The sequence below is a fragment of the Paenibacillus dendritiformis genome (genome assembly GCF_021654795.1).
Taxonomy (GTDB): domain Bacteria; phylum Bacillota; class Bacilli; order Paenibacillales; family Paenibacillaceae; genus Paenibacillus_B.
The window spans coordinates 345,394-371,792 of sequence record NZ_AP025344.1 but is presented as its reverse complement, the minus strand read 5'-3'; the positions used below and the strand labels follow the sequence as shown (position 1 = coordinate 371,792).

19 protein-coding genes are annotated in these 26,399 nt (G+C 58.2%); 1 reads left to right on the top strand and 18 read right to left on the bottom strand.

The genetic code is table 11. The annotated features are described in order from the left end of the window. Positions 1–6: 6 nt before the first annotated feature. Positions 7–735 carry a thioredoxin domain-containing protein gene (locus L6439_RS01795; RefSeq protein WP_237096713.1) on the bottom strand — a complete coding sequence of 243 codons (729 nt, stop codon included), beginning with the start codon at positions 733–735 and terminating at the stop codon, positions 7–9. Between the two features lie 237 nt (positions 736–972). Here L6439_RS01795 and L6439_RS01790 point away from each other — a divergent pair, with 237 nt between their 5' ends. After that, positions 973–1,752, top strand: coding sequence for a class I SAM-dependent methyltransferase (locus L6439_RS01790; RefSeq protein WP_213468720.1), 780 nt, complete (start codon positions 973–975; stop codon positions 1,750–1,752). 77 nt (positions 1,753–1,829) lie between these two features. On the opposite strand, the gene L6439_RS01785 is transcribed toward L6439_RS01790, so the two are convergent. From L6439_RS01785 to L6439_RS01705, 17 genes are all read right to left on the bottom strand, one after another. Further along, complete coding sequence (locus L6439_RS01785; protein ID WP_213468719.1) at positions 1,830–3,146, bottom strand: cell wall-binding repeat-containing protein; 1,317 nt, start codon at positions 3,144–3,146, stop codon at positions 1,830–1,832. A 227-nt stretch (positions 3,147–3,373) separates the two neighbouring features. Then, entirely contained in the window at positions 3,374–5,650 is a 2,277-nt protein-coding gene (locus L6439_RS01780) for a heavy metal translocating P-type ATPase (RefSeq protein ID WP_213468718.1), read from the bottom strand. Then, entirely contained in the window at positions 5,616–6,062 is a 447-nt protein-coding gene (locus tag L6439_RS01775; RefSeq protein ID WP_213468717.1) for an ArsR/SmtB family transcription factor, read from the bottom strand. The genes L6439_RS01780 and L6439_RS01775 overlap by 35 nt, the downstream gene beginning before the upstream one ends. A 376-nt stretch (positions 6,063–6,438) precedes the next feature. Then, a complete protein-coding gene (locus tag L6439_RS01770; RefSeq protein ID WP_213468716.1) occupies positions 6,439–7,182 on the bottom strand; it encodes a DNA-3-methyladenine glycosylase in 744 nt (247 codons plus the stop codon). A 192-nt stretch (positions 7,183–7,374) separates the two neighbouring features. Continuing rightward, positions 7,375–8,052: an SOS response-associated peptidase gene (locus L6439_RS01765; protein WP_168179929.1), complete on the bottom strand. Its 678-nt coding sequence runs from the start codon at positions 8,050–8,052 to the stop codon at positions 7,375–7,377. A gap of 573 nt (positions 8,053–8,625) precedes the next feature. After that, positions 8,626–8,796: a hypothetical protein gene (locus tag L6439_RS01760; protein WP_213468715.1), complete on the bottom strand. Its 171-nt coding sequence runs from the start codon at positions 8,794–8,796 to the stop codon at positions 8,626–8,628. Positions 8,797–8,837: 41 nt separating this feature from the next. Next, the gene (locus L6439_RS01755) at positions 8,838–11,735 is read right to left on the bottom strand and encodes a DEAD/DEAH box helicase (RefSeq protein WP_213468714.1); all 2,898 of its coding nucleotides are present in this window, start codon (positions 11,733–11,735) and stop codon (positions 8,838–8,840) included. Then, positions 11,732–13,384, bottom strand: a complete 1,653-nt coding sequence (locus L6439_RS01750) for an SWIM zinc finger family protein (RefSeq protein ID WP_237096712.1) — start codon at positions 13,382–13,384, stop codon at positions 11,732–11,734. Before L6439_RS01750 ends, L6439_RS01755 begins: the two co-directional genes overlap by 4 nt. 218 nt (positions 13,385–13,602) lie before the next feature. After that, on the bottom strand, positions 13,603–14,814 hold the full coding sequence (locus L6439_RS01745) for a Ger(x)C family spore germination protein (protein WP_237096711.1): 1,212 nt from the start codon (positions 14,812–14,814) through the stop codon (positions 13,603–13,605). After that, positions 14,798–15,910 carry a spore germination protein gene (locus L6439_RS01740; protein ID WP_237096710.1) on the bottom strand — a complete coding sequence of 371 codons (1,113 nt, stop codon included), beginning with the start codon at positions 15,908–15,910 and terminating at the stop codon, positions 14,798–14,800. Before L6439_RS01740 ends, L6439_RS01745 begins: the two co-directional genes overlap by 17 nt. Next, entirely contained in the window at positions 15,907–17,559 is a 1,653-nt protein-coding gene (locus L6439_RS01735) for a spore germination protein (protein WP_213468712.1), read from the bottom strand. The genes L6439_RS01740 and L6439_RS01735 overlap by 4 nt, the downstream gene beginning before the upstream one ends. Positions 17,560–17,735: 176 nt before the next feature. Continuing rightward, positions 17,736–18,758, bottom strand: coding sequence for a LacI family DNA-binding transcriptional regulator (locus L6439_RS01730; protein ID WP_213468711.1), 1,023 nt, complete (start codon positions 18,756–18,758; stop codon positions 17,736–17,738). Positions 18,759–18,839: 81 nt separating this feature from the next. After that, complete coding sequence (locus L6439_RS01725; RefSeq protein WP_237096709.1) at positions 18,840–20,537, bottom strand: alpha-amylase family glycosyl hydrolase; 1,698 nt, start codon at positions 20,535–20,537, stop codon at positions 18,840–18,842. Continuing rightward, positions 20,534–21,364, bottom strand: a complete 831-nt coding sequence (locus L6439_RS01720) for a sugar ABC transporter permease (protein ID WP_213468710.1) — start codon at positions 21,362–21,364, stop codon at positions 20,534–20,536. Before L6439_RS01720 ends, L6439_RS01725 begins: the two co-directional genes overlap by 4 nt. Continuing rightward, positions 21,361–22,674, bottom strand: coding sequence for a carbohydrate ABC transporter permease (locus L6439_RS01715; protein WP_213468709.1), 1,314 nt, complete (start codon positions 22,672–22,674; stop codon positions 21,361–21,363). Before L6439_RS01715 ends, L6439_RS01720 begins: the two co-directional genes overlap by 4 nt. Positions 22,675–22,754: 80 nt before the next feature. After that, the gene (locus L6439_RS01710) at positions 22,755–24,080 is read right to left on the bottom strand and encodes a sugar ABC transporter substrate-binding protein (RefSeq protein WP_237096708.1); all 1,326 of its coding nucleotides are present in this window, start codon (positions 24,078–24,080) and stop codon (positions 22,755–22,757) included. A gap of 512 nt (positions 24,081–24,592) precedes the next feature. After that, positions 24,593–26,368, bottom strand: a complete 1,776-nt coding sequence (locus tag L6439_RS01705; RefSeq protein ID WP_213468707.1) for a glycoside hydrolase family 13 protein — start codon at positions 26,366–26,368, stop codon at positions 24,593–24,595. Positions 26,369–26,399 lie beyond the last annotated feature (31 nt).

The window sequence follows — 26,399 nt, the reverse complement described above, 5'->3', positions numbered from 1 at the left end:
TTCCGCTTATTTCGCCTTCTCCAAAGCTTTATCGATCATTGCTTTGAGGCCTTCATAGTCAAGATAATCGCCGTTGAACTCCACGCCGTCCACGAACACCGTCGGCGTGCCGTGGACCTGGGCTTGAGCCGCTTGCTGCTCGTCCTTCATCACTTCATCCCGCATCGTGCGATCCTGAAGCGCCTTTTCCAGCTGGGCCGAATCGAGATCCGGCACCGTGCGCTGGGCGAAATCGACCAGGAACGGCGCGGTCGCCCAGTCCTTCCTCTCGTCCTGCTGCGCGCGGTACAGCTCGTGATGGAAAGACCAGAATGCTTCCGGCTGCTGGCGATAGACCTCTTCGGCCGCCTCGGCCGCCAATTCGGAGCGTGGAATCACGAGCTTATTCAAAAACGTGAATTTCACTTTGCCGGTATCGATATAGTCCGCTTTCACTTGAGGGTATATGGTATCATTCCAAATTTTGCAGGCCGGGCATTTGTAATCGCCGAATTCCACAATCGTTACGGGAGCATCGGCATTTCCAAGCGTAGGCTGTCCCTCAAGATTGAACTCAACCGGAGGCTGGTTCGCCATCTCTTCCCGCTTCATTTTCTCCCCTTGCTGATTCAAGACATAAATAAGAACGCCCAAGACGACAATCGCAATGGGGATCATTAACAAAAAGGCGCGATCATTCCCTTTTTTTCCTTTGCGCGAGCTTGAAGCCGTGCGTGGTTTCGTAGTTTTTGCCAATGGATTCACCCTTTTCTACTTGTTTCTTCCTTTCTTAACTGTAATAGATATACGGGCAATTTTCCATTTGTTTTAAAAAATTTCTCTTTAAATCTGTGAGGTATGTCACTGTTTGTTAACATAATAATTTAAGTTATCATATTCAGTTATAAAGATAATAGGTTTTATATATTTTATCAATAAAAAAGGTCTGTGCCATAATCAAGCATACCGAAACCGAAAAGGAGTGTGCGAGTAATGGCAGACGAGTGGCGTCCTGAACTATATGACAGCAAGTTGGGGTTCGTGTCCGGCCATGGAGAACATGTGATTGGGCTGCTCCAGCCACAAGCAGGGGAAGCGGTGCTGGATCTCGGCTGCGGCACCGGCGAGCTTACGGCTCGCATCCGGGAGAGCGGCGCTCATGCGGTCGGCATCGGCAAGTCGGAGGCGATGGTTGCCCGGGCGCGCAGCAAGTACCCGGAGCTGCGGTTCATTGTCGCGGATGCCGAAAGTCCGCTGCCTGAAGCGATGGTTGAAGCGTTCGATGCGGTCTTCTCGAACGCGGCGCTGCATTGGATGAAGGCGGCGGATCAGGTACTCGCCGAGGTATGGCGATGCTTGAGGCCGGAAGGGCGCTTCGTCGGGGAGTTCGGCGGCCGTGGAAATATCCGGACGGTAGAGGCAGCTATCGAGGAGGTGCTGCTGGCCGAATACGAAATCGAGGCTTCCGCCTTCCATCCGTGGTATTTCTATTCTTTGGGGGAATACGCCGCGCGGTTGGAGGCGGCTGGCTTCCACGCCGATGCGGCCGTTCATTTCCAGCGGCCCACCGCGCTTCCGGATGGCGATGCCGGAATGGATTACTGGCTGGAGAGCTTCGCCAAGCCCTTCGCCCATGCCGTGGGGGAGAAGGAGTCGGGCCGCCTGTTCCGCCTCGTTAAGGAACGGTGCCGGCCTTCGTTGTACAGGGACGGCAGATGGACCCTGGACTACGTCAGGCTGCGGTTCGCGGCGCATAAGCCGCAGCGCGGGTGAAGGATAAGAGCGCGAGCGGATTGTCCGCGCCGCGCTCTTATCCTGGCGTGCAGCTTGGAGCGGCAACGAGCCGAGGCTTAATGGCCGTGGCTGCCATGTCCCGCGCCGGACTGGGCCTCGATTTCCAGAAGCGCGTCCAGGGCGCTCTGCACGCTTGGCATCACTGTCTCCGCCGCTCCGGTAAGCCAGGCCGCATTGAACGGACCTTCCACAGGGGTCTGCTTATAGCGGGGACGAACGGCTTCGAGATACTCCTCTACCTGCGGCGGGACCTTGCCTCCGCTCGTCCAGAGCAGCGGAGCGTGCTTGCCCAGATGGGCGAACGGAGCCTGAATGACCGCCAGTTCCTTATCTCCTTCACGCACGAAGGAGAAATTGTGCCCGGGCGCCGTCATTCCCCATCCGAAGCCAGTCTTCGGATCATGGTACTTGGCGAACGCGATCGCCAGATCGATCGGATGGTCGGCTTCGATCCGCTCCACTCTGCCGAATGCTTTCAATTGCTCCACGACTTCCTCCGGAACGACCTCCTTCGGGCCGAGCACATACATGACGGCCCGCTGCCGCCGCTTGGCGAGGGCGTCGGCGGTCGCCTGCGGAATGCCTCGCTTGGACACATAGAGCACCGGCTCCGGCATATGGGCAATCCAGTTGACCGCCGGCATCGCGTAGGCTGACTCCTCGCTGGAAGCGATAATGACCGAAGACGGCTGCTCCTTGCTTACGCGCGTGTAGTAGGCGTCGATAGCCGAGGCCACACGGGCCGGATCGTCGCCCGGAATCGCATCGACCTTCAGGCCCAGCCCCCGAAGCTCCTTCAGGATATCATCACTCACCTTGCCGACGACAATGACCTGAATGCCATTGTTATCAGGTGAGCCGACAGGCTTCAGCCGCTTGAGCTCGGCCAGCGTGTCCTCGGGAATGCCTTCGGCATCGAGATAGAGCAAGGGCCCGTTATTGGGGAAGTGGATTAAATCCGCTGCCGCCATCGCAACGGCCCAGTCCTCCTTCGGGGCCAGCACGACGGCGTTCGGCCGCTGATCATCCGTGCCGGCCGGCCACACCGTACGCGATACGTAGACCGCGGCCTTCACCGGATCGTTTGTATTGATGCGAACCATATTTTTCATGGCAATCCAAGGCGCATCATGCGCCCGCTCCTCCGCCAGAGGCTCCCCGGCATGAAACGCGGCCTCTCCCGATACTGGCTCGCTCTTCTCGCAGCCGGGAGCAAGCAGCAGGACGCCGGCGACTAGGACGCCGGCCCGCAGGAGGCGGACAGGCTGCCTGAAGGGCTGCCCCTGTCCCCGCATCGCCAGAAGCATCCGGCTCCATGCCGATCCCCGGGCCCTGCGGCGGCTCGAGCGATCGCCTTGTTCGATTGTCTTCATTCCAAAGCCACTCCTTCCATCATTCATTCTGTAAAGTTATTTCCATACTTGTTGCCATTTACACGACCCGCCTCCGCCTGCTTGTTCGCTCGCAATCCGCCTGTCCTTCCTTACCCTGGCGCTCCGCAATTCCAACCACGTGCGCCCTAACGGCAAAAAAGACCTCCCCTCGCGTCTCCTCCGGAGACATCAAGGGAAGGTCTGATATGCGAAAAGCGAGCCCGGTTTTATTTGGCGCCGGCCGCGTCTTTATCTTTGCCGAGCAAAATGGTCAAGCCCAACAGCGTGACAAGGATGGTTGCTCCCATATCCGATAATATCGCAATCCACAGCGTGAGCAGCCCTGGAATGGTGAGCAGCAGCGCGGCAATCTTCAAGCCAAGCGCGATGCCGATATTCCAGCGGATAATCCGGTTGACGTGCTTCGAGATCCGGATCGCGTTCGGCAGCTTGCCGAGGTGATCCTGCATCAGCACGATATCGGCGGTCTCGACGGCGCTGTCCGTCCCTTTGCCCATGGCTATGCCGAGTTGGGCCGAGGCAAGCGCAGGCGCATCGTTGATGCCGTCGCCGACCATGGCGACCTTGTACTTCGCGGCCAGCTCCTTAATCTTGCCGACCTTCTGCTGCGGCAGCAGCTGCGCGAACCAGTCGGTCACGCCGACCGCATCCGCGACCTGCTTCGCCGATTGGGCGTGGTCGCCCGTAAGCATCACCGTATGCTTCACGCCGGCTTCATGCAGCGCGGCCACGGTAGCGCGGCTCTCCGGACGAATCTCGTCCGCGAGCCCGAACAAGCCCAACGGCTCCCCGTCCTGCTCGGAGACGACGGCGACCAGGGTCAAGCCCTTCGCCTTCATCCGTTCCGCTTCGTCCCGGGCCTGCCGGATGCGATCGGCAGCCGATCCGCTCGCCTGGACAAGGTCCAGCACGCGCTCGCTGCCTACCCAGTACGCGGAACCGCCAACGACCGCCCGGATGCCTTCCCCGGGCACGGTCTCGCTCTCCGACGGCTCTTCGAACTCCGTCTCTCGCTTCCCTTCGAGATGGCGAATAATCGCCTTCGCCAGCGGGTGAAGCGAAGCCTGTTCGACCGCACCGGCAATCCGGTAGAAGCGGACGGCATCATAGACAGCTTCCTCGTGAACCGCCGGTTCGCCTTTGGTCAGCGTACCGGTCTTGTCGAAGGCCAACGCCTCGATTTTGCCGAGCTGCTCCAGATGAACGCCGCCTTTGACAAGAATCCCGTTGCGGGCGTTCCGGGTGATGCCGCTGACAATGGCGATCGGCGACGACAGCACCAGGGCGCACGGACAGCCGACAATCAGCACCGCCAAGCCTTGATAGAGCCATTTATACCAATCCCCGTCGAAAAACAGGGGCGGGATGACGATGACAAGCGCCGCGACCGCCATAATAATCGGGGTATACACCTTGGCGAAGCGATCGATGAACAGCTCCGTCGGCGTCTTCGTGTCCTGCGCCTCCTGCACGAGGTGCAAAATTTTGGCGAGCGACGAATCCTCGTATGCCTTGTCGATCCGCACCTTCAGTACCCCGTCCGTATTCACGCTGCCCCCGAAGACGGCGTCCTGGACTTCCTTGGCGACCGGAAGCGACTCCCCCGTAATCGCCGCTTCATCGACAGCGCTGCGCCCTTCCATAACCGTCCCGTCGGACGGAATCTTCTCGCCCGGGCGGACGAGGACGATATCGCCAACGGTCAACTGCTCAATCGGAATCGATACCGTCTGCCCATTCCGGATGACGGTGGCTTCCTTCGGAGCGACGGCAAGCAGCGACTCCATGGAACGGCGGGCCCGTTCCATGCCGTAGCCTTCCAGCATCTCATTTAGACCGAACAGAATCGCGACCAGCGTCGCTTCCTTCCATTCTCCGATGAGCACCGCCCCGGTCAGCGCGACCGTCATCAGCGTATCCATCGTAAAGCGCAACCGCAGCAGATTGCGGGCGCCCTTCAAAAACGTAACATAGCCGCTGAGCGCCATCGCAGCCAGATAGATGACAATGAGGACGGGGTCCGGCAGCCGGCCGTCCAGTACAAAGGTCGATAAGTACAAGACGCCGGAAATGCCGAGAAACCATTTCATCCGGTTCATATTGCCATGGCTGTGATCATGTCCATGGCCATGTCCTTCCGCATCGTGATGCCCGTGATCATGGCTGTCCGCTCCCTCGGAGCAGCAGCCGCTTCCATGCGAATGGCCGTGGGCATGGCCGCCTGCGGCCGCCGCTCCGCCTCCGTGCGATGCTTCCACCAATCGCGCCCCGTCTGAGCGGAGTATGCGCCGCACCTTATCCATATCGATTTGGCGGTGCATTTTCAAGGTTGAACTGTTGTAGCTGAGCACGGTATCCTCCCCGAACTCCAGCTTGCGGATTTCCTCCTGAAGCCCGGCCGCGCAATTGGCGCAGGACAGTCCTTGCACTTTATAGACAACGCGTTCGTCAACTTCTGTTCTCTCCCGCTCCTGTGTCTTCATGGCAATGCTCCTCCCTCATATGCTCCAATGTCATGCGAATCAAGGTCCGAATATGGTGGTCGGCCAGGGAATAGAAGACATTCTTCCCTTCCTTGCGCGAGGTCGCGATCCCCAGCGATTTCATCAACCGCAAATGATGCGACGTCGTCGCAATCGACTGCTTCGTCAGAATGGACATGTCGCATACGCACAGCTCGCCTCCCTCGTCCAGCAGCCATGCCATCTTCATTCGGGTCGGATCGGACAGCGCCTTGAACATCTGCGCCATCCCTTGAACCTCTTCTTCCTCCACGCGTCCTTGCAGCTTCCGAATCTTCTCCGCGTCATAGCATACAATATCGCACACGTCGTCTTTGCTTGTACTGGAGCCATTCATAGCGGCCTGCTGCCGTTTCTCTTCCAACAAGGTCATCACTCCATTCCATTTCGTTATGCGGGCACCCAATATAGAACATGAAATCGTAAAAGGATAAGTAAAATGGAGCACTCTTCAAACAATCAAACGAATGATTGAATATGTCCTTATCTGTACTATATCCGATCTCCCTCTAATATTCAAGCGATTGTTTGACTATAATTTTATTTGTATGCGGGCTGCTGTACATCCGCACCAAGCCGGGCATGTCTTCATTATCTCCCAGTTTCCCGTTTATCTTGTTATACAGCACAAAACCGCCAGGTACGAGGGACGCCCTCCTGACGGTTCTCTTCCCTATGTTCCTGACGCCCCCAGCGCCTTCGTCCGGGGGAAGGAACCTCCGATCCCGGTCGCCTGCCCGGCGAGCGGCTTATTCCCGCAGGCCCTGCCGCTCCGCCCGCATCGCCTTCCACAGCGGCACGGCCTCCTTGTCATCGACGGAGACATAGGGATCGCCTTGTATGTAATAACGCCACAGCTTGTCTACGAACTCTTCCGCATACGGAATATTGATGCGCGGGGCGGCGACGATCCGATCCGGGCCCGGATCTGCTCCCGCTTCCAGCCACAGCTCCTCGCTGACCGTCAAATCCAGGGCATTGCACCGCTTGTCGATATCCAGAGCCAGACAGAGCTTCCCGGGGCCGTTGCACAGGTCGGCCGGCTTGCGGGAGCGGATTGCGCGGAACGAGCGCATCCTCGCTTCATCTTCGGGCGTGCAGGGGGCCACGGCCCGAATGAGGACGGCCTCCGGCTTGTCCTTCTGCTCTGCGACCACATTCAGGCAGTGATACATGCCATAAATAAAATAGACATACGAAGTTCCGCCATCCGCGAACATCGGCTCCGTCCGGGCCGTGCGCAGCCCGCCGTAAGCATGGCAGCCCTTGTCCTCGGGGCCCACGTAGGCCTCCGTCTCCACGATCCGGCTGCGGATGATGCCCGACGCCGTGCGCCGGACGAGCACCATGCCGAGCAAGGACTGCGCCAGCGACACGGCGCCCATCCTATAGAGGGGCCGAGGCAGCCGTTCCCCCGGCTCGAGCGGGCGTAATATCGCTGACCCGCTCTTGCCCGCCTCGTCCTGACTTTTGATGTCCTTTTCCCTCTTCATCCTGCCGCTCCTCTCCTGCTCTTTTCCTGACGCTATGATGATAGCATATTTCTTCCCGCCGGGCAGGGAGTCAGTCACCCGGAAGCGCGCTTCCATTGTGCAACGGCGGGGAAGCGGACGGCGAGCGGCCGAGCGGTTCCGGCTCTGTATCGTCAGCGCAACTCCTCACGCTTAGCTGCTCCGGCTCTGAAGCTACGGCTTGACGTAGGCGTATCTCAAATCAGTCGCTTCCTTAATGCAATCCGATGTATCATACTCATCGTTATTGACGAGGGCGGTGACCGGATAAGCTCTCATACGCGCGGGATCATGCGGCACGAGGAGCCGGGCCAGCGCCTCGACCTCGGTTATCGCCGGATCGAGCCACGCATTGATCGCCTCCCGCTCCAGAATCGCCGGCATCCGCCCGTCGAACTCCGCCACCAGATCGTTCGCCCGGGTCATGACGAGCGTACAGGTGGAATGGGCCCGGCCCTGTGCGTCCTTCCATTGCTCATACAGCCCGGCGACGCCGAAAATGTCCCTTCCCCCGACCACCATCCGGACAGGGTGGGTTTTCTTCCCTTGGCGTCGCCAATAATAGAAACCGCTGCACGGGATAATACAGCGTTGGCGTTCGACAACCTTCCAATAGGCCGGATTGCCTTGCACGGAATAAATATCCGCATTCAGGGCGTCTTTGCCCCAGAACGGAACCATTCCCCAGCGGTATTCGTCCAGCAACCGAATTCCATTGCGCTGCAGCACGACGGGAATGGTCTGGGTGGGGCTAATGTTATAGCGGTGACGATAATGAATCATGACCTTGTCGACCTCAAAATGCTGAATGATATCCGGCAAATCGGCCGTGAGCGAGAACCTTCTGCACATCCTGCATCCTCCTTTTGCTTGTCCCTCTCCTACCTGCCCCCTTGATGCTTATCCCCTAGGGGCGTTCACAAGCCGTTTCCCTTGGGGCGCCGGTATCGGCATCGGCAACCCTTGGGGCCTCCGGCATCCGCGGCCATAGCAGGGCCGCATCGACGGCCCTGGCGCTGCCGGCATTGCCGGCCCTACCGGGGCCGGGCTCGGCACCCCTGGGGCCTTCGGCATCGGCAACCCTGGCGGGTCCGGCATCGGCAACCCTGGCGGCTCCGGCGGCCCTAGCATCGCCAGCAGTCCGGCATCGGGTGCTCCGGGATCGTGAACAAGAACTCTGCTTAGGTTTTGTAAAAAAAGGAAAGTTATGCAGACCAACACCGGATAACAACACTTTGCTCTATACCGCTAAGTCAGGCAGCCATCATCATGAACGGTCCGTATACAAAAACATCCGCGTTTGTCCCTTGCCTTCGGACTTGGAGAACGCCCCTTTCCGTTCCGCCCCCGCCAATGCTGCACAAGTGCAGCAATTTATCAGCGACCAAAATCCCCGAAAGGAAATCCTGCAAAACTACATCAATTTCAGCCCGCTTCACCTCCGGCCACGCTAAAATAGGCGAAATCCTGCAATCCAGCAGGAATTTCCGTGAAAAGGCCCGACGTGGACATAAAATACTGTAAATTTGCAGGATTGGCACCGATGGCCACTCCACTATAGGAAGTATGGAGAGCAAGGCCATCCGCAGCAAGCATGCCAAAAAGGCGCCCCCCATCCTAAAGCGGGGACGCCTCCTTTATTCCATCCAATGACTCCGCAGGGCGAACAGCTCGCGCAGCTCCGTCGTGGACATTTCCGTAATCCATTTATCGCCGCTGCTCATCACCTGCTCGCTCAGCTGGAGCTTCTGCTCGATCATATCATCGATCCGCTCCTCCAGCGTGCCAAGCGCAATGAGCTTGTGCACCTGAACGTTGCGGGTCTGGCCGATGCGGTATGCCCGGTCGGACGCCTGATTCTCGACCGCCGGATTCCACCAGCGATCATAGTGGAACACATGATTCGCCGCCGTCAGATTCAAGCCGGTTCCCCCGGCCTTCAGCGAGAGGATGAAGGCCGATGCGCGCCCGGCGTCTACGGGGCTCTCCCCCTGGAACTGCTCCACCATCCGGTCCCTCTCCTTCTTCGGCACGCCGCCGTGAAGGAATGGCACCCGTTCGCCGGTCTCCCGCTCCAGCACCGCCTGCAGGAGGCGCCCCGTCTCCGCATACTGAGTGAAGATGAGGCAGCGTTCGCCTTCCGAGCGAAGCTCCTCCAGCATCTCGAGCAGGCGGACCAGCTTGCCCGAGCGTTCCGGCCTCCATCCGGCCGGCCCTTCCTTGCGCAGCATCGCGGGATGATTGCACACCTGCTTCAGCTTCGTGAGGGCGGCGAGAATATGAGCGCGCCGCTCCAACATCTCCATCCGCTCGATCGGCGCGAACAGATCCTGCAGCGTCTGCTCGTACAAGGACGCCTGCTCCGCCGTCAACGGAACATACACCTTCGCCTCATGCTTCTCCGGCAGATTGAGCTGGATGTCCGGGTCGCTCTTCATGCGCCGCAGCAGGAACGGCTGCACCAGCCGCTGCACCAGCTGCATCCATTCCTTGTCGCGGGTGCGCTCGATTGGCAGGATGTAGGTCTGGCGGAAATGGGAGAGCGACCCCAGATAGCCCGGGTTCAAGAAATCGAAGATGGACCACAGCTCGGTCAAATGATTCTCGATCGGCGTCCCCGTCAAGGCGATCCGGTGTCTGGCCTGCAGCTTGCGAATGGCCACCGATTGCTTCGCATAGGGGTTCTTGATATTTTGCGCTTCGTCGAGACAGAGCGAGCTCCAGACGATCTGCCGCAGTTCCTCCCGATCCTTGAGCGCGAGTGTATACGTCGTAATCACGACATCCGCCTGACGGGCCGCAGCGGCAAAGCCTTTTCCCTTGGCCCGATCAAGCCCATAGTGCAAATGCACCTTCAAGCTCGGCGCAAAGCGCTCCAGCTCCTTCTGCCAATTCCCCATCAGCGAGGTGGGGCAGATGAGAAGGGACGGAGCCTTCTCCGGCTCCTCCTCTTGAATGCGGAGCATATAAGCAATCCATTGAATCGTCTTCCCCAGCCCCATGTCGTCGGCAAGACAGGCGCCCAGCCCGAACCGCCGCATGAAGGCAAGCCAGGAGAACCCCTGGAGCTGATAGCTGCGCAGCTGGCCGCGCAGGCCCGCAGGCGGTTCGCACAGCGGAATGGAATCGTGATGCTTCAGCTTATCGATGAACGTCTGAAGATAGCTGTTCAGTTCCAGCTCAAGCCGAAGCGCATCCTTCCGCTGCAGCGGATCCTCGTCTTCCAGCGTCTCCTTGTCGGCGGTGAGCTGCAGCTCCAGCACTTCGCCCAGCGACAAGCCTTCCCGCTCGGCCTTCATCATAATGCGCCGTATCCGCGCCGCTTCCTCCGGATTCAGCGCCACCCATTGTCCATTCTGATAAATTAACCGCCGGTCCTCTTCAAGCAGGGCGCGGAACTGCTCCTCCGTGAACTGGGAGTCGCCGATAGCGAGCTTCCAATCGAACTGCATCATCTGCTCCAGTCCGATATAGGACGTCCCGGCGAAGCCGTTCCCGGTGAGCTTCGCCTTCAGCCGCGTCTGCAAGCGGCGCGCGCGCTGCCACCAGGCCGGCACGGCGACCAGAATGCCCGCATCGGTCAGAATAAGACTGCCCTCCGCCAGGAACTGCCATGCCTCCGCCTCGGTGAGCAGGGTCTTCAGCCCGCCGCCCTCCTCCGGAGCGAGCCAGGGGAGGAGACGGACGATTTTGTCCGTCTCATGGTGTACCCGGCTGTCGACATAAGGCTGCCACGCCTCCGGGAACGCGCCTTCCGCGGCGTCAGCCCGGTAACCCCGGCCTTCGGGCATATACGCGCAGGCCAACTGGACGGCCGGCTGCTCCTTGTCTTGGAGCAGCACGCGGAGCCTCCACGGGCCGCGATCCTCCTCCGGCTCGTCCAGCCGCAGCATAAGGCGGAACGGCGTCTCGTCCCTTACCCAGCCGATCGCCTCCAGCCAGTCGGCCTCCTCCCACCAGGCCGCAGCCCGTTCGGGAAGGCGCAGCGTCTCGATGCCCGGCCGAACCGACGCGATCATCCGCCATACGTCCGGATGATCGTCACGGCGAGCCTGAGCGTCCGCCATCAGGACGTCGAACCAGCCGGACAAGCCCGGATCCCCGAGAGAGACCGCCTCTTGCTCCAACGATTCCAGAGCCAGACGCTCTTCCATCGTCAGCTGCAGATCCCAGCCGCGCTTGCCCTGCTTCCACAAGTCGAATGACGGCCGGTAGCGGCCGTCCCGCAGCACTTCCGCATAGATATGGGCGGCCGACGCCGCGATGCGGAAGCTGTCTCCCCATGCAATCCCCGCCCAGCGGACGGAGATCGGCTCTTCCGCCAGCTCCAGGAGCATGACGGGAGAGACGGCAATGCCCAGGACGCGGCCTTCCTCCGCCTCGTCCAGCATCGTGCCGTAAAAGGAAGGCCGGTGCCAGCCGAACAGCGTATGCTTGAACGTCCGCAGAGTCCGTCTGAACTCCCCGTGATGAAGCAGAAATCCGCCCTGGCGGCGAGAGAGGCATTCCACCTTCCAAGCTCCCTGTTCCTTCATGTCAAGAGCGCTCCTTCTCGTAACTCTTTGTGCAGCGCCCGCAAGCGGGCGTAGCGGGCCGCGAACCGCACCATGAACAGCTCCCATGTCCCGGCCGAGCCGCAGGCTTCATAGAGCGGCTTCAACCGTTGAAGCAAGCGGGCCGCCTCGCGGTAATGCTCCTTCGTCCGTTCCTCGATATGGCGCTCAATCGCCTGGTGGAACAACGGCAGCAGCAGCTCCGGAGCGGCCCGTTCCACCGCTTCCAGTTCGCCGGACGCGATATCTGCGGGCGAGACCCGCTGAAGCAATTGAATTTCCGCCCAATCGCGGTACCGCCCCTGTTCCAGCAAAAAGGAAGACAAGTGCGGAGAAATGCCGGGCAGCAAAGAAAGGACGAGCGCTTCCAGACCGTCCTTGTCCGGCATCCGTTCATAGACCCGCTTCCAAAATTCCCAGTATTGCTCCAAATCGGAGCCCTGGCCGGACTGGCGGATCAACGGAGCGAGGGCGCCGAGCCAACAGACAATCCGATCGTAGCGTCCGGAACGCTCATGCTCGCGCAAATAACCCCAGTACCGTCCGGGATCGTTGTGGTAGGTCAGTTCGCTCAGCCGCTTCACCGCCTCGGCTTCGCGACCAAGCAGCACCTCCAAATGAACCAGCGCCACCCGGATCGCGTCCCGGCGCCGCGGACGGAGCGACGAGACGGGAACGAGCATCCGTTCCAGCCTGCGGTGCCCCTCCTCCATCCAGTCCGGCCGGTTCAACACGGTCGACCAGAGCAGGGCGAGCACGTCCAGTCCGTCGACCGCAGATTCCTCCTCGGATAAGGCCACCGCTTCCGCGATCTCGCCCAGGGCGGCGACATGAGGCTCATAAGCGGCAGGGGTAGCGCAGGGATCGTAAGACTCCGCCAGCCGCCGCAGCTCCTCCATATAGGGCCGGACCGTCTCCGCAGCCGGAGCGTCCCGGCCCGGATAGCCCCGGGAGCTGCCTTGGCCGTATCGGATGGACAGCTGCCGCAGCAAGAAGAGCAGGACATGCATGCGGTATAACGGAACAACCTGACCGGGAAAGCGTTCTCCCTCGCGGTATAATTCATTTTGAGCCCAGGCCGCGATATCGGTCACCGGAGAATGGTAATCGGTGAAGGGCTTGCTATATTTTCGATGGAAAAAATCATGCCATTCCTGAGCCGGAGCCGACGGAGACAGACTCATCTGCCAAGCCTTCTTGCGCCGTTCGAGCTCCGCCTTATGCTCGGCCCGCTTGCGCAGCACCATGCGTTGGCGTTCCTCTTCGATATAAACCTGGCGGAATTCAGCCAGATACAATTCCGGCTTCTTCCCCAGCTCGTCACACAGCTGAAAATAGACGGCGGCCATATGCTTGCAGCCGCCCTCCTCCGGACAGGTGCACTGGCTACGCTTGACGGCGGTGCAGTTGAACCGGACGCGGTAACGCTTCGTCTCATACACTTCGGCCGCTATCCACTGATCCGGCTCTTCCCCGCCGCCGGCCTGTTCCTCGGCCGCCATACCCAACACGGCCCGCTTGCGGTAATAGCGCCAGCCCTGTTCCAAAGTCGCGTAGCGAAAACGGCGCTTCATCTGCTCGGTTACACGGTTGAATGTCTTAACGGATAATCCCAGTTGTGACAAGCGCACGTACCTCCACTTTCACGGCTTCTCAAGGAGAAGGCCGCATTCTGTATCCTTTCAGTTTACACAAAATCAACGAAAGATAGAAGAAAAGCGAACAAAAAATGGCCCATGCAGCGCAGCAAAGTTCGCTCCGAATCGGCGGGAACAGCCGAAGGACGCGCCAAAAAGAGGGCGTGGAAACTTTTCCGATCCGCCCTCATGCGCCATGCCGGCCTATCCTCTTATTTGGCCTTGATGCTCGTCGTGCCGAACTCCTTCACCTTCAGCCTCACATTGCACCGGATCTCGGCATCCGCGAAGATTTCATCCCAATCCTTCTTCCACTTCGTCCACAAGCGGGGATAATGAATGCGGACATGATCGCCCAGGCGAAGGACATCCGCCCGGTACTCCTTCTGCACCTTATGCAGCATGTCGGCGATGCGGGCTTCCATCTGCTTCGCCGCGTCCGCCTCGACCTGCTGGAGATACCGGGAGTCGAAATCGTCCCGCTCGCTCGACCACTGCTCGGCAAGCCTGCCCTCCGACTCGATCCGGATATCGAACGCAATCCTGCCCCTCTCGATACGTGAGCGAATATCGCTCTTGAGGGAAGTTATCTCATAGACGAAGATGTCCCCGGTCCTCTTGTCATGGGACTTGACAACACCGCCTTTGATGTCTCCGGTGATCCAGTTGACGGCCTCCAACTGCTCCTCATCGAGAAATCCGATTAGCTTCCCGGTCTTGCCATAGATGACCGAAGCCCCGGCCAGCTTCACTTCTCCCTCCGCCGTAATGAGGTTCTGAAGCAGGAAGCTGGACGATGCATTGATCTCGTGAAGCACCTTCGTTAACGGCATCGGCGGCAGCAGCCGGCTGTTCCGGTACTGGTTGTCGCTGATCCCGGTCAGCCGCATGGCGGGGAACACGGTTTGGTCCTTGAGCTCCAATGTCTTGCGTGCCTCTCCCTTGCTGATGAACAGGCGGCAGCTCGGCCGAAATTCCTGCTCCCGCATGAATAAATCAAGCAGCTGGCGCAAACTGTGCGTCCGAGCCAGCTTGTCGCTGAGGACGATGACTTTATGATGCTGGCCGAAAATAGGGCGGGCGCGGCTCAAGGCGATTTCCCGCGTCAGTTCATGGAGTGAATCCCCCGTTACCGAAATATTGCGGTATTTTTTCTGAGTGCCCGGCTGTCCTTTTCCCGCCCCTGCGCCGCCCCCGGGCTCGACGACTTGGTAGGTCATCGTCAGCATGTTTTTTTTCGAATAATCGCCGCCCTCTTCCTCCAGACTTTGCTGGAGTTTCGTCTCCTTGCCGATATCGACCGCGGTCCCGATCGCGATTCCCAGATCCTCGATCTCCCTGGCGCTCCAGCACCCTGCGGTCAGGAAGAGCAGCGCAACCATTGCACATGACAGCGCCCGCCTCCATTTATGTCTTTTGCCCATTTCTTACACCCCGCAGCTTCACAATCCCGAGCAGTACGACAGGCAGCGCGCCGAACAGCACGATTCCGGTATTCCCGATAGTATTGGCGAACTGGAAAAGATCATTAATATTTTTCGGAAGCATCGCGACAATGAACACGATCGGAATCATCGCGTACTGAAACGGGCGAAGCTCTGTGTTGAACATGATGGCCAACCCCTGAGCTGCCGCGTAATGCGTGATGACGTACGTTGCAAAAATTTGCATAATCCAGATGACAAGCATCAGCGACTCATACCGTTCGAAAAAAATGCCCGGAAATTCAAAGCTCCGGATTAAGGTGATCATGGGCCAAGCGCGGCTAATCACGCCTTCCACCGATAGCGCTCCGATCACCATGACGACCGTCGTGACATAGAAGAGAAGCGGAATCGATACCCCGAACACCACCGCATGGGCCGCTTGCCGGGGGCGAAGCATATACGCCTGCAAAATGAGCATGATCTCATATCCGGTGAACGACAGTCCTGTCGTTCTGACGCCCTTCAATACAGGCATGATACCCAGTCCAAGCACTGGGCGCAGGTTGCCCAGATCGAAGATTTTGAAGCTCATCGCGGCAATGACGACAAAGATAATCACCGTAATGGGAAAAATGATCGCGAACAATCGGCCGATAGCGGAAAGCCCCCCCAGTATCAGGTAAAGCCCGACCCACATAAAGGACAGAATGATGGCCCACCGCGGGGTCCCTTCCAGCAGGAACAAGACCGTCACTTCAGCCAGCGAGCGTACCACATGTCCGGACGTGGCGATAAAATAAGCAATCACGGCGAGGTTGAGGATTGGGGAGAGCCATTTGCCCACAATCGATTCGCTGTATTCATAGAAGGTTCGCCCCGGAAAATACTCTCCGAGCTTGACGAGAATGATGCCGGCCAGCATCGCCAGCAGCCCGCCGAGAATGACGGAAAGCCAAATATCCGGCGTCTGCACCTTCTCGGCCGCTTGCCGGGGCAGCGTCAGGATGCCGACCCCCAGGATGAAGTTGCCGACGAATACGGCCGCTTGCTGCGTCGTGATCCCCTGTTCTCCGCCCATCTTCACGCTTTTCATTCCTCCTGCTCCTTTTTGCGTACCGGATCCTGGACATGCAGCATCTTCGGCCGGCGGGTCATCCAGCGCAGCGGCGCCCGCACGAAGTAATCTTTCCAATCCCGGAGACGGTAAGGGGCCGCCGGGCTCACGTAAGGGAGGCCGAAGCTCTTCAGCTTCACCAGATGGCTGCAGAGCGCCAGGAAGAACAGCACGACGCCATACAGGCCGAGTACGGCGGCAAAGAACATGGCGCCAAAGCGGAGCATCCTCAATGAGATGCCGGCGTTGTACTGCGGAATCGCGAAGGAAGATATCGCGGTCACGGCCACGACGATAATCATGATCGGGCTCACGATCCCGGCTTGGACCGCCGCTTCGCCTATGACCAGGCCGCCGACAATGCCGATCGTCTGACCGATTGGCTTCGGCAGGCGGAGACCGGCTTCCCGCAATATTTCGAGGGCCACTTCCATAATCAACACTTCGATCAGCGACGGGAACGGCACCCCCGCCCGCGTCTCGGCGATCGACAGCGCCAGCTTCGTCGGAATCAATCCTTGGTGGAAGGAAATGAAAGAAATATATAACGATGGGCCGAACATCGAAATAAATGCCGCAAAATAACGAAGGATGCGAAGCAGCGTGACGGGCATCCAGCGTTCATAATAATCCTCCGGGGTCTGCAGCAGCATATTAAAGGTGACCGGAACAATCAGGGCGAACGGGGTTCCGTCCAAGATGAGCGCCACTCGCCCTTCCAGCAAGGCGGCGAGGACGCGGTCGACCCGCTCCGTGCTCTGCACCTGCGGGAACGGAGACAGGAAGTTATCCTCCACGATTTGCTCGATATACCCGGTATCCTGAACGTCGTCCAGATCGAGGCGCTTGATTCTTGCCATGACCTCCCGGACAAGATTGGGATCGGCGATATCGGCAACATAGGTAATCAGCAGTTCCCTTTTGACCCGCCTGCCGACGGGCACACAGTCAAGAACCAGGTTATCGTTGTTGCCATGCTGCCGCAGCAAGGCAAGATTCTGCTCGAGGCTCTCATTGAAGCCGAGACGCGGCCCTCGTACCAATAATTCCGACGGCGGTTCCTCCACACTTCGCCCATATACTTTTCGCGTCGAGAGAACAAGCGCCCCAGGACACTGATCAAGTAACAGCACGGTGTTGCCCCGCTGCATCTCCGATACGGCCTTGTCCAACGTGTTCACTTCCTCCACCCCGCTGACCGTTAACGCATGCCGCACGATGAATTGCTTGGAATACGGAGGCTTGGGGGCTTCCGGACGGCCCTCCGTCAGCGCCAAATCGGTCATGAGTGATTTCAAGACATGCGTCTCAATCAATTCCTTATCCGAGATGCACTTGATGAAAAAGATTGCTGCCTGCTGATCCGACTTCCCCAGGCAAAACATGCGCAAATCAAAGTCGCTTTGGTGTTGAAAATAAGTTTGGATCCGGGCACTGTCGGCATGCAGATCACCCGCAAAATTCAAATCCGGATTGTCTTCTGCTCCGCCCTCCTGCTCTGATCCCTCCTGTTCCGGATGCTTGGTCTTGCTTAGGGCCAGGGAGATTCCATAGGGCACGCACAGCCCGATCGCCGCCTGGAGCCATATTTCCCAGCCTGGAAAATAGGATATTATCGCATTCCACATTTGTGATCACCTGTAAGTACTATGCATCGTTGCCAATCATCCTATTCATCTGCCCGGCATGAGTCCGCATGTCTTCCATATAAAAAAGCCGACTCCGGCAATACGCCGGGGTCAGCCTTCCATGCGTGTTTTCATTTGGTCATCGCCAAGCCGAGCTCGGGTCTTTTCAACGGATCTCATTCCTTGATCATTCGCAAAGAGGATTCGCGCACAATCAGCCGATGAGGGATGATGAGCCGATTCTGCATCGGCTCGCCTTTGATCGACCGGATCAAGGTCTGGGATGCGGTATAGCCCAGTTGATAGATGCCAATATCGACCGAGCTAATCGGCGGCGTCGCCAGCTCAGACAGCGGAACGTTGTTGAAGCTGACGAGGCTCAGATCATGAGGCACCCGGTAGCCGAGCTCGACCAAGCCCCGCAGCACGCCGAAAGCGACCGCATCGTCGATAGCGACCAGCGCGGTCGGGCGCTCCGGCAGGCTCATGAAGAACGACATGGCCCGGTAGCCGCTCTCCTGCAGGAACTCGCCTTCCACAATCCATTCCGGCCGGCCTTCAATGCCCGCCTCCCTGAGCGCGGACTGATATCCCTCCATTCGATCCTTCGAGATCGTGAGATTCGAAGGACCGCTTACGAAGCCGATGCGGCGGTGCCCCTGATCGATTAGATGGCAGGTCGCGTCATAGGCGGCCTGCCGATTATCATTATTGACGGATAAAATATCCGGATGCTCCTCGCTGCGGCCAATAAGCACGAACGGAAATTGCTGCTCCTTCAGGAACGCTACGATCGGGTCGTTGCGCCGGGAATAGAGCAGGATGACCCCGTCAACCCGCTTGCCCTTGACCAGCCGGGTGACAGCCTCAAGCTCCTCCTGCTCCGTCGAGCCCGTCGTCATCAGCAGATCGAAGCCCGCGCGGCTCGCTTGCGTGACCAAGCCGCGCATCACTTCGGAGAAGAACAGGTTCAGAAATAATTCCTCCGCCGGGCGGTGAAGCAGCACGGCAATCGTATTGCTTACTTTGGAGACCAGGCTCTTCGCCATCACGTTCGGATGATAGCCGAGATCGGCCATCACTTCGCGGACCCGCTGCGCGGTCTTGGCACTGATCCGAGGGTGGTTGGATAAGACTCGCGATACCGTCGAAGGAGAGACTCCCGCTCGCTTGGCGACATCGATGATCGTTACGGACATAACAGCTTCCTCCTTCGTCTTGCATCCACAATCCTTCCATTCCCTTCTTTAATAATATCGGGGTTCTTCAAAATGTCCGCTTTATTTCAACAATACGGAGCTGTACGGGGGCAGCGTCAAGACGCCGCCGCGCAGCGCTGCCTCCTCCTTCGTCGAGCGGACGATCTCCCGGAACGGCAGATCCGGGCGGGCACCGAGGTCGACGGTCTGCTCGCGGGCGGACAAGTTATGAAGGACGAGCACTTGATCATCCTCATTGAGGCGAATGAAGGCCAGCACTTCATTCGGCACGCCCGCATACGGCAGGATCGCGCCATCGGCCAGCAGCGGCTCCTCGTTGCGCCACGCGATCATCGTCTGGTAATGCCGCAGCAGCGAGGATGGATCCTTCCGCTGCTCCTCGACTGGCACGACGCCGTTCGCATGCTTCGACGGCTGCCAGCGGGTCTGTCCCTGCGCCTTGCTGTCGGAGGACCATAGCAGCGGCTCGCGAATCTGCTCATCCGGCTTCACCCCGCGCATCCCGATCTCTTCTCCATAGTAGATGAACGGATTCCCTGGCATCGTCAACAAGAGCGAGGCCTCCATCTTCGCCCGCTCCGCATGGCCGTCCAGCTCGCTCATGACCCGGTTCTGATCGTGATTGGTCAGGAACGGGGCATCGACGAAAACGCCGTCCGATTGCTTGCTATAGAAGGAATACGTCTTGCTTAGCACGGACGGAATCGTGGAGGCGCGCTCCAGCTTGGCGGCGTTGACCAGCATCTTCGCCAGATCGAAGTTGAAGCCCGAATCGAGCGCGTGATCCAGATACGGCCCGACAACGCTGGCGGCATCCCATATCTCCCCGATCAGATACGCCTCGGGATCGGCCTCGTCGAGACCGCGGCGGAATTCCTGCCACCACGCCTGATTCTTCTTCACCACATCGGGATTGTTGACCGACGATTGGAAGTCTTCGTAGATATGCTTCGCCGCATCGAGACGGAATCCGTCCGCGCCCTGCTTCAGCCAGAATTGTCCGATCTTGATCATCTCGGCGCGCACATCGGGATGATCCAGGTTCAGATCCGGCATCCCTTCCCAGAAAATCCCCAAATATTTGTTCTCCCCCGTTCCATGCCACGCCTGCTGCCCCCAGGCCCCCAATTGGGACTCCCCCGGGCGGGAGCCGTCTGCAAAAGTATACCATTCCCGGTAGGGGCTGTTCTTGTCCTCCCGTGCGGACTTGAACCACGGGTGCTCGCTGCTCGAATGATTGACGACCAGATCGATAATCACTTCAATGCCGCGCTCATGCGCCGCTTCCGTCAGCGTCCGGAAATCGTCCAGCGTTCCGTACTCCGGATTCACTTCATAGTAGTCCGTGACATCATATCCGTGATAGCTCGGCGACGGATGGATCGGCATCAGCCAGATGCCCTTAATGCCGAGTTCTTGCAGATAATCGAGCCGTTCAATGACGCCGCGCAAATCGCCGATGCCGTCGCCATCGGAATCATGGAAGGATCGGACGAAGATCTCGTAAAAGACGCCCCGGCTCTTTCCCATCGCCGGCTGGGCGCGGTCCAGGACGAAGACGGATGTGCCTCCTGCGCTATCCCCAGGCTGGACCGCCGCTCTGTCAACCGGCGGATCGCGTTCCGGTTCCGGCTCCGTGGACGCGCAGCCCGCAGCCAGCGCCGCAGCCAGACAGATCCCAACCAAAGCGCCCAGCGTCCGCCGGAGGAAGCCGGCCGTGTCCCGGCGATGCCCGCATGGTCTGCTCCCCGGCCTCATCCCTTATCCGCTCCCGCCGTCAGACCTTCGACCAGGAAGCGCTGCATCGACATGAACAGGATCGTGATTGGCAGCGCCACGAGCACGCAGCCCGCGGCAAAGACGGTGAACTGCGTCGCGAACTGATCGCTGACCATGCTGTAGAGCCCGACGGCCAGCGTCTGCTTCTCCTTCGTGCGCAGCACCATCTGCGCGAAGATGAAGTCATTGAAGGCGCCGGCGAACGAGGTCACGCTGAGGAAAACGATCAGCGGGCGCGACAGCGGAAGGAAAATGCGGAAGAACACGGTAAGATGGTTGGCGCCATCGATCCGCGCCGCTTCTTCCAAGCTTTTCGGAATGGTATCGAAGTAGCCCTTGACCAGCAGATACCCCATCGCTGCGCCCGCAGAATAGACGAGCATCAAGGCCGAGTGCTTGTTCAGCAGGTTCATGTTCAACAACAAAATGTACACGGCAATCATGCTCATAAAAGAAGGGAACATGCCGAGTATGAACAGGAAGCTCATGATTCCTTTGCGTCCATAGAAGCGGAAGCGCGAGAAAGCATAACCGGTCAGCAGGACGAACAAGGTGCTGAATACCATCGAGACGACCGCGATTTTGATCGTGTTCACATACCAGTCGGCGAACGGGAACTTAATGAACAGCTGGCGGTAGTGCTCGAACGTGAGCCGATCCGGGATCAGCGATTCGCTGAACAGGGATGTCCCCGGCCGGAAGGAGGACAGAATTACCCAGATCACCGGATATAGGGCGAACAGAGCGATAAGAACAAGCAGGATATGAGTGATGACGGACCAGGTCTTTTTTTTCCATCGGTTCATCGGTAAACATCCTCCTCTCGGAACGAGCGCGTGCGCCGGAAATTCCATAACGAGATCGAAGCGAGAATGACGAAGATGATAATGCTGACGACCGCGGCGAAATTATATTTGCCGTTGTTAATCGACAGATTGTACAGCCACGTAATCAAAATATCGGTCTCGCCGGCAAATTGGTAGTCGCTATTGGCCGGCCGCCCGTTCGTCATCAAATAGATGACGTTAAAGTTGTTGAAATTCCCGGCGAACTGGCCGATCAGAATCGGCGCAAGCGAGAACATGACGCTCGGGAACGTAATCTTCCGGAACTTCTGGAACGGCGATGCCCCGTCGACTTCTGCGGCCTCGTAAAGATCGCGCGGAATCGTCGTCAATATCCCGATAATGAGCAGCATCGACACCGGGAAGCCAAGCCAGAGATTGACGAGCAGAATCGTCACCTTCGCCCAGACCGGATCGGAGAGCCAATTCGGCCCCTCCAGTCCGAGCCAGCGCAAATACTGGTTCACCGGCCCGAACTGCGCATTGAACATATTGCGCATGATGAGCAGGGAGACGAAGCCCGGAATCGCGAACGGCAGCATATACAGCGTGCGCCACATCGCCTTGAAGCGCGTAATCGGCTGCTGCACGAGCAAGGCGACCGCGAAGCCGCCGAAGAAGGTCGTCACGGTGGACAGGATGGCCCATACCACGGTCCAGGAGAACACGCCATAAAACGTTTTGGCCCAGGCGCTCAGCGCGAACAAGTCTTTGAAGGTGGACAACCCGACCCAATCCACCAGATTCGCGGGCGGAAGATTTTTCGGCGAAGAGTAGTTCGTGAATGCAATCAAGATATTGAATATGAGCGGCAGCACGCTGAAGAAAAACACGAATAAGAGCGGCGGAAACAGAATAAGCTGGGCGAAATTTTTCTCGAATACATGCTTCAATGATTGCGCGAACGTATGCGGCCGTCCGCCGGCTTCCCGCAGCGCTCCGTTCCGGTACGCGTCCCGAATATTGTAGATGTAGAGCATGATGAAGACGATGACGACAAATACGACAATGAGCCCCTCAATGAGCAGAAAGATGGAATGATCCCCGGCAACCCGCTGATATACCTTGCCGACCAGCTTCAACTCCTGCTTCCGTTCCCCGAGCGTAGCCAGGCCCCATAACGCATGCCCTAGATTCCGGAAAGCAAAATATAGTCCCCCGGCGTACATAGCCAACAGAACGAGGCCCTTGCCCAACTGCCGATTGTAGATCTGACCAGCGCCCATGATAAGGGCGGATAGCACGGCGGCAAGGCCGCGGTGTCTGTTCATGAGTCAATCCCCCCGATGAATGAGACCGTCACCCGCCCGCAAGCGGGAGGTGACGGCGCTCGAAGTGATGATCGATCTTATCAGCCCTGTTGGGCAATCGCGGTCTTGACATCCTCCACCGCTTTTTTCAGAATGGCCTCGACATTGCCGCCATCCCAGATCGGCTCCAGCGTAGCGGTCAACGGTCCCCATACCGAGCGCATTTCAATAATGTATGGCATGGCCTCGACGTTTTTGAACTGCTCCAGGAACGCCAGCGCATTCGGATTCGCCTGGATGACCGGTTCGTTCTCCATGCCGTTGCGCGCCGGGATGATGCCTGAGAGCTCGTAGTTCTTCACCATCGCTTCCTGCGAGGTCACATGATGGATGAACAGTTTCGCCGCATTCGGATACGGGGAGAAGGTGCTTACGAAGTAGGCTTTGACCCCGAGGAACGGCTTCGGCGCCTTCCCGTTCGGCATCGGAGGCAGCGGCGCCGCGCCGACCTCGAAGCCGAGCTTCTCCTTCGTGAAGTTGCCCAACTGCCAGATGCCGTCCATATTGATCGGCAGCTTGCCGGTCTGGAACAGACTTGTCTTGACGTCTCCGCTCGCGTCTGCCGCCTTAATCGGAATCGCTTCGCGCAAGCTCTGGAAGAACTGGAACGCTTCCACCGCAGCCGGCGTATCCAGACCGATATCGGCGGGATCGGTGCCGTTCTTGCCGAAGACATAAGCGCCGTTGCCGGCCATAAAGGCGTAGTTGTAGTAGAAGTTGTTGACTTCATATAAGAATCCGAACTTATTGGCCTTCACATCGTTGTAGTTTTTCGCGAACTCGATAATGCTGTCCCACGAGGCCAGATCTTCTTCCTTCACCAAATCTTTGTTATAGTAGAGCAAATAGGTCTCCATATTGCGCGGATAGCCGTAGATGATGCCGTCCAATGAGACCGCTTCCACCGCGGCCGGCGCGAAATTCTTCATCGTGTCTTCCGCGTAGAAATCATTCGGCATGACGAGCCCCGCAGCTACCGCTTCTCCCAGATGATCATGCGGCAGCACCATAATATCGGCTCCGAGTCCGGCTGGACCGTCTGTTTTCGCCTTTGCCATCTGATCGCCGGATCCAATCTCCTGGATCTCGACCGGAATGTCATACTTCTCCGTGAACTCCTTGGCCATCGTCTCCAGGAACTCCTTCTGCTCCGGCCCTTCCCAGATGACCAGCTTCGCTCCGGGCTCGGGAACAAGTTCCTCCTCGCCAGCCGCACCGCCGCCAGGACCGGTATCATTGGCCTCGCCCTGTGCAGCCGGCTCCTCTGCCGCTGGCGTCCCGCTATCCGGCCGCGGTCCGCACGCCGAAATCATCAACAACATCATGAGCATTACGATGAACAAGCTGCCAAGCTTTTTCCCCTTCATGTCCATACCCCTCTCCGTAATTGGTTCCGATGAAGTCGTGCTTTCGTGCAAACGTTTGTTTTTTTCGACGCATCATCTCTTCTTTTTTGTTTTCATGCTTAAAATTCCATATAAGATCCATTTTAAGAAAAAAATGAAAGATCTGTAGAGATGAACATTTGCACAAATGATGAAAATGACAAAACCCGCTTTGCAATCATAAAAATTACCTTGTGAAAACAACCGATTTTATATCTTGTGCACATCATCCGCTTCGTTGTTAGTTAAGACAGCGAGCCGCATCGGCCTGCCTCATTGCCCGATTCATTCAAACGATTGCACAAATGGACGAAGGACCCCTTCCCGTTCACATCATCCCCTTAACCGGCACTGCCTCCCCTGGGACATCGTTAAACAAAATAACCCCGGCATCTCTTCACTCAAGCTCAAAGAGAATACCGGGGTTGTTCGGCTAAGCCGCCGAAAGCATTGCCCTTAAATTGTCGTCTGTCTTAGTTGCATTGTATACGTTTTCATTGGCCATTGTCAATATTGCTTTTCATGCGAAGGACCGCAAAACCGTAGCCATCCAAGGCCAACTCCGGCGTGTCCGGCTTGGCGGCGATGCGGCAGCCTTCTCCGTATTCCAGCGACCATGATCCCTCTGCTCCCGTTCCCGTCTCCAGCCGAAGCCCGGCCGGAGCCTCTCCTGCATTCATCGCGATCAGGAAGGCAGCATCGGAGCCCGTTAATTCATACATCAACGTTCTTCCTTCCGCTTCGGCATGCCGGAAGCGAATGCGCGCGGATCGCAAGGCCTCATGCTGGCGGCGGAGCGCGATAATGCGCTGGTAGAAAGCGAACAGATCGCGGTCTTGCTCCGCTTCATCCCATGCCATGCAGCGGCGGCAGCCCGGATCCGCTCCTCCAGCGAGGCCGATCTCGTCTCCATAGTAGATGCAAGGCGTACCCGGATAAGTGAACTGGAACAGCGCCGCCAGCTTCATCGGGCGGACATCTCCCTCGCAGAGCGTCAGCAGGCGCGGCGTATCATGACTGCCGAGCAGATTGAATGACACTTCCGTCACCGGCTGCGGGTAGCTGGCCAGAATCGATCCGATGGAATCCGCGAACTCGCGGGCGTCCGTCGTCTGCCGGGCGAAGAAGTTCAGCACCGCATCCGTGAACGGGTAATTCATGACGGCATCGAACTGATCCCCCTGCAGCCACATCATCGAATCATGCCATATTTCCCCCAAAATATACGCGTCCGGATTCGCCTGCTTGACGACTTGCCGGAATTCGCGCCAGAATTGATGATCGACCTCATTGGCCACATCGAGCCGCCAGCCGTCAATGCCGATCTCCTCTACCCAATATCTCGCCACCTCCAGCAAATACCGCTTTACCTCCGGATGGCTCGTATTGAGCTTCGGCATCAACGGCTCGAAGGCGAACGTCTCATAGGTCGGCTTGCCGTCGACGACGCGCAGCGGGTAGTCTTTGACATAGAACCAGTCCGCATACGGGGAGTCGCTCCCCTTCTCCATCACGTCGACGAACGGAGGGAACGTGCGGCCGGCATGGTTGAACACGGCGTCCAGCAGCACCCGGATTCCCCGCTTATGGCACGCTTCGACCAATTCCTTCAGCTTGTCATTCGTGCCGAAGTGCCTGTCCACCTTCAAATAATCCCGTGTGTCGTACTTATGGTTCGTGGTCGCTTCGAAGATAGGCGTAAAGTAAATGGCATTAATTCCTAACTCCGTTAAATAATCGAGATGGTTCAGAACCCCTTGCAGATCGCCGCCGAAGAAATTGCCGGGCTTCGGTTCGCCGCCCCATGCTTCGGTCTTCTCCGGATCGTTGGCGGGATCGCCGTTCGCGAACCGCTCCGGGAAGATCTGATAGAATACGGCCTCCTTCACCCAGGCGGGGGCCTCGAACATATCATTCGGATGGAGAAACGGATACTCGAACGATTCGAAGTAGTCCCAAGGCAAGTCGTCGAAAAAACCGCGTTCCGTCAAATACGCCTGCTCGTCTTTCCCCTGAATCCGGAACGCGTAGCGCAACCGCCGGTACGGCGGACGGTATGCCGCCTCCCAATAGTCGAACAACGCATCCGACGCAAAAATATGCATCGGTATAAACTCGGTCGAATCTTTGAACGCATATTTGTCCACCACGATCGCTTCCGCCTTCACCACATCATCCCGCTTCGTGCGGAGCCGGAGATGGATCGTCTCGCGATCGTAGGCATACGACCAATTCAGCTTGGATCGATGATAGACCGCTTCCTTCTGCATGTGCCCACTCCCTTGTGCATTCATCTCAATC

Excerpts from the sequence above, each read along its gene's own strand:
- L6439_RS01705 (WP_213468707.1), bottom strand. The coding sequence starts at position 26,368 with ATGCAGAAGGAAGCGGTCTATCATCGATCCAAGCTGAATTGGTCGTAT.
- L6439_RS01710 (WP_237096708.1), bottom strand. The coding sequence starts at position 24,080 with ATGAAGGGGAAAAAGCTTGGCAGCTTGTTCATCGTAATGCTCATGATG.
- L6439_RS01740 (WP_237096710.1), bottom strand. The coding sequence starts at position 15,910 with ATGAAAAGCGTGAAGATGGGCGGAGAACAGGGGATCACGACGCAGCAA.
- L6439_RS01745 (WP_237096711.1), bottom strand. The coding sequence starts at position 14,814 with ATGGGCAAAAGACATAAATGGAGGCGGGCGCTGTCATGTGCAATGGTT.
- L6439_RS01720 (WP_213468710.1), bottom strand. The coding sequence starts at position 21,364 with ATGAACCGATGGAAAAAAAAGACCTGGTCCGTCATCACTCATATCCTG.
- L6439_RS01765 (WP_168179929.1), bottom strand. The coding sequence starts at position 8,052 with ATGTGCAGAAGGTTCTCGCTCACGGCCGATTTGCCGGATATCATTCAG.
- L6439_RS01785 (WP_213468719.1), bottom strand. The coding sequence starts at position 3,146 with ATGAAGACAATCGAACAAGGCGATCGCTCGAGCCGCCGCAGGGCCCGG.
- L6439_RS01735 (WP_213468712.1), bottom strand. The coding sequence starts at position 17,559 with ATGTGGAATGCGATAATATCCTATTTTCCAGGCTGGGAAATATGGCTC.
- L6439_RS01725 (WP_237096709.1), bottom strand. The coding sequence starts at position 20,537 with ATGAGGCCGGGGAGCAGACCATGCGGGCATCGCCGGGACACGGCCGGC.
- L6439_RS01790 (WP_213468720.1), top strand. The coding sequence starts at position 973 with ATGGCAGACGAGTGGCGTCCTGAACTATATGACAGCAAGTTGGGGTTC.
- L6439_RS01780 (WP_213468718.1), bottom strand. The coding sequence starts at position 5,650 with ATGAAGACACAGGAGCGGGAGAGAACAGAAGTTGACGAACGCGTTGTC.
- L6439_RS01755 (WP_213468714.1), bottom strand. The coding sequence starts at position 11,735 with ATGAAGGAACAGGGAGCTTGGAAGGTGGAATGCCTCTCTCGCCGCCAG.
- L6439_RS01775 (WP_213468717.1), bottom strand. The coding sequence starts at position 6,062 with ATGACCTTGTTGGAAGAGAAACGGCAGCAGGCCGCTATGAATGGCTCC.
- L6439_RS01715 (WP_213468709.1), bottom strand. The coding sequence starts at position 22,674 with ATGAACAGACACCGCGGCCTTGCCGCCGTGCTATCCGCCCTTATCATG.
- L6439_RS01770 (WP_213468716.1), bottom strand. The coding sequence starts at position 7,182 with ATGAAGAGGGAAAAGGACATCAAAAGTCAGGACGAGGCGGGCAAGAGC.
- L6439_RS01760 (WP_213468715.1), bottom strand. The coding sequence starts at position 8,796 with ATGCTTGCTGCGGATGGCCTTGCTCTCCATACTTCCTATAGTGGAGTG.
- L6439_RS01730 (WP_213468711.1), bottom strand. The coding sequence starts at position 18,758 with ATGTCCGTAACGATCATCGATGTCGCCAAGCGAGCGGGAGTCTCTCCT.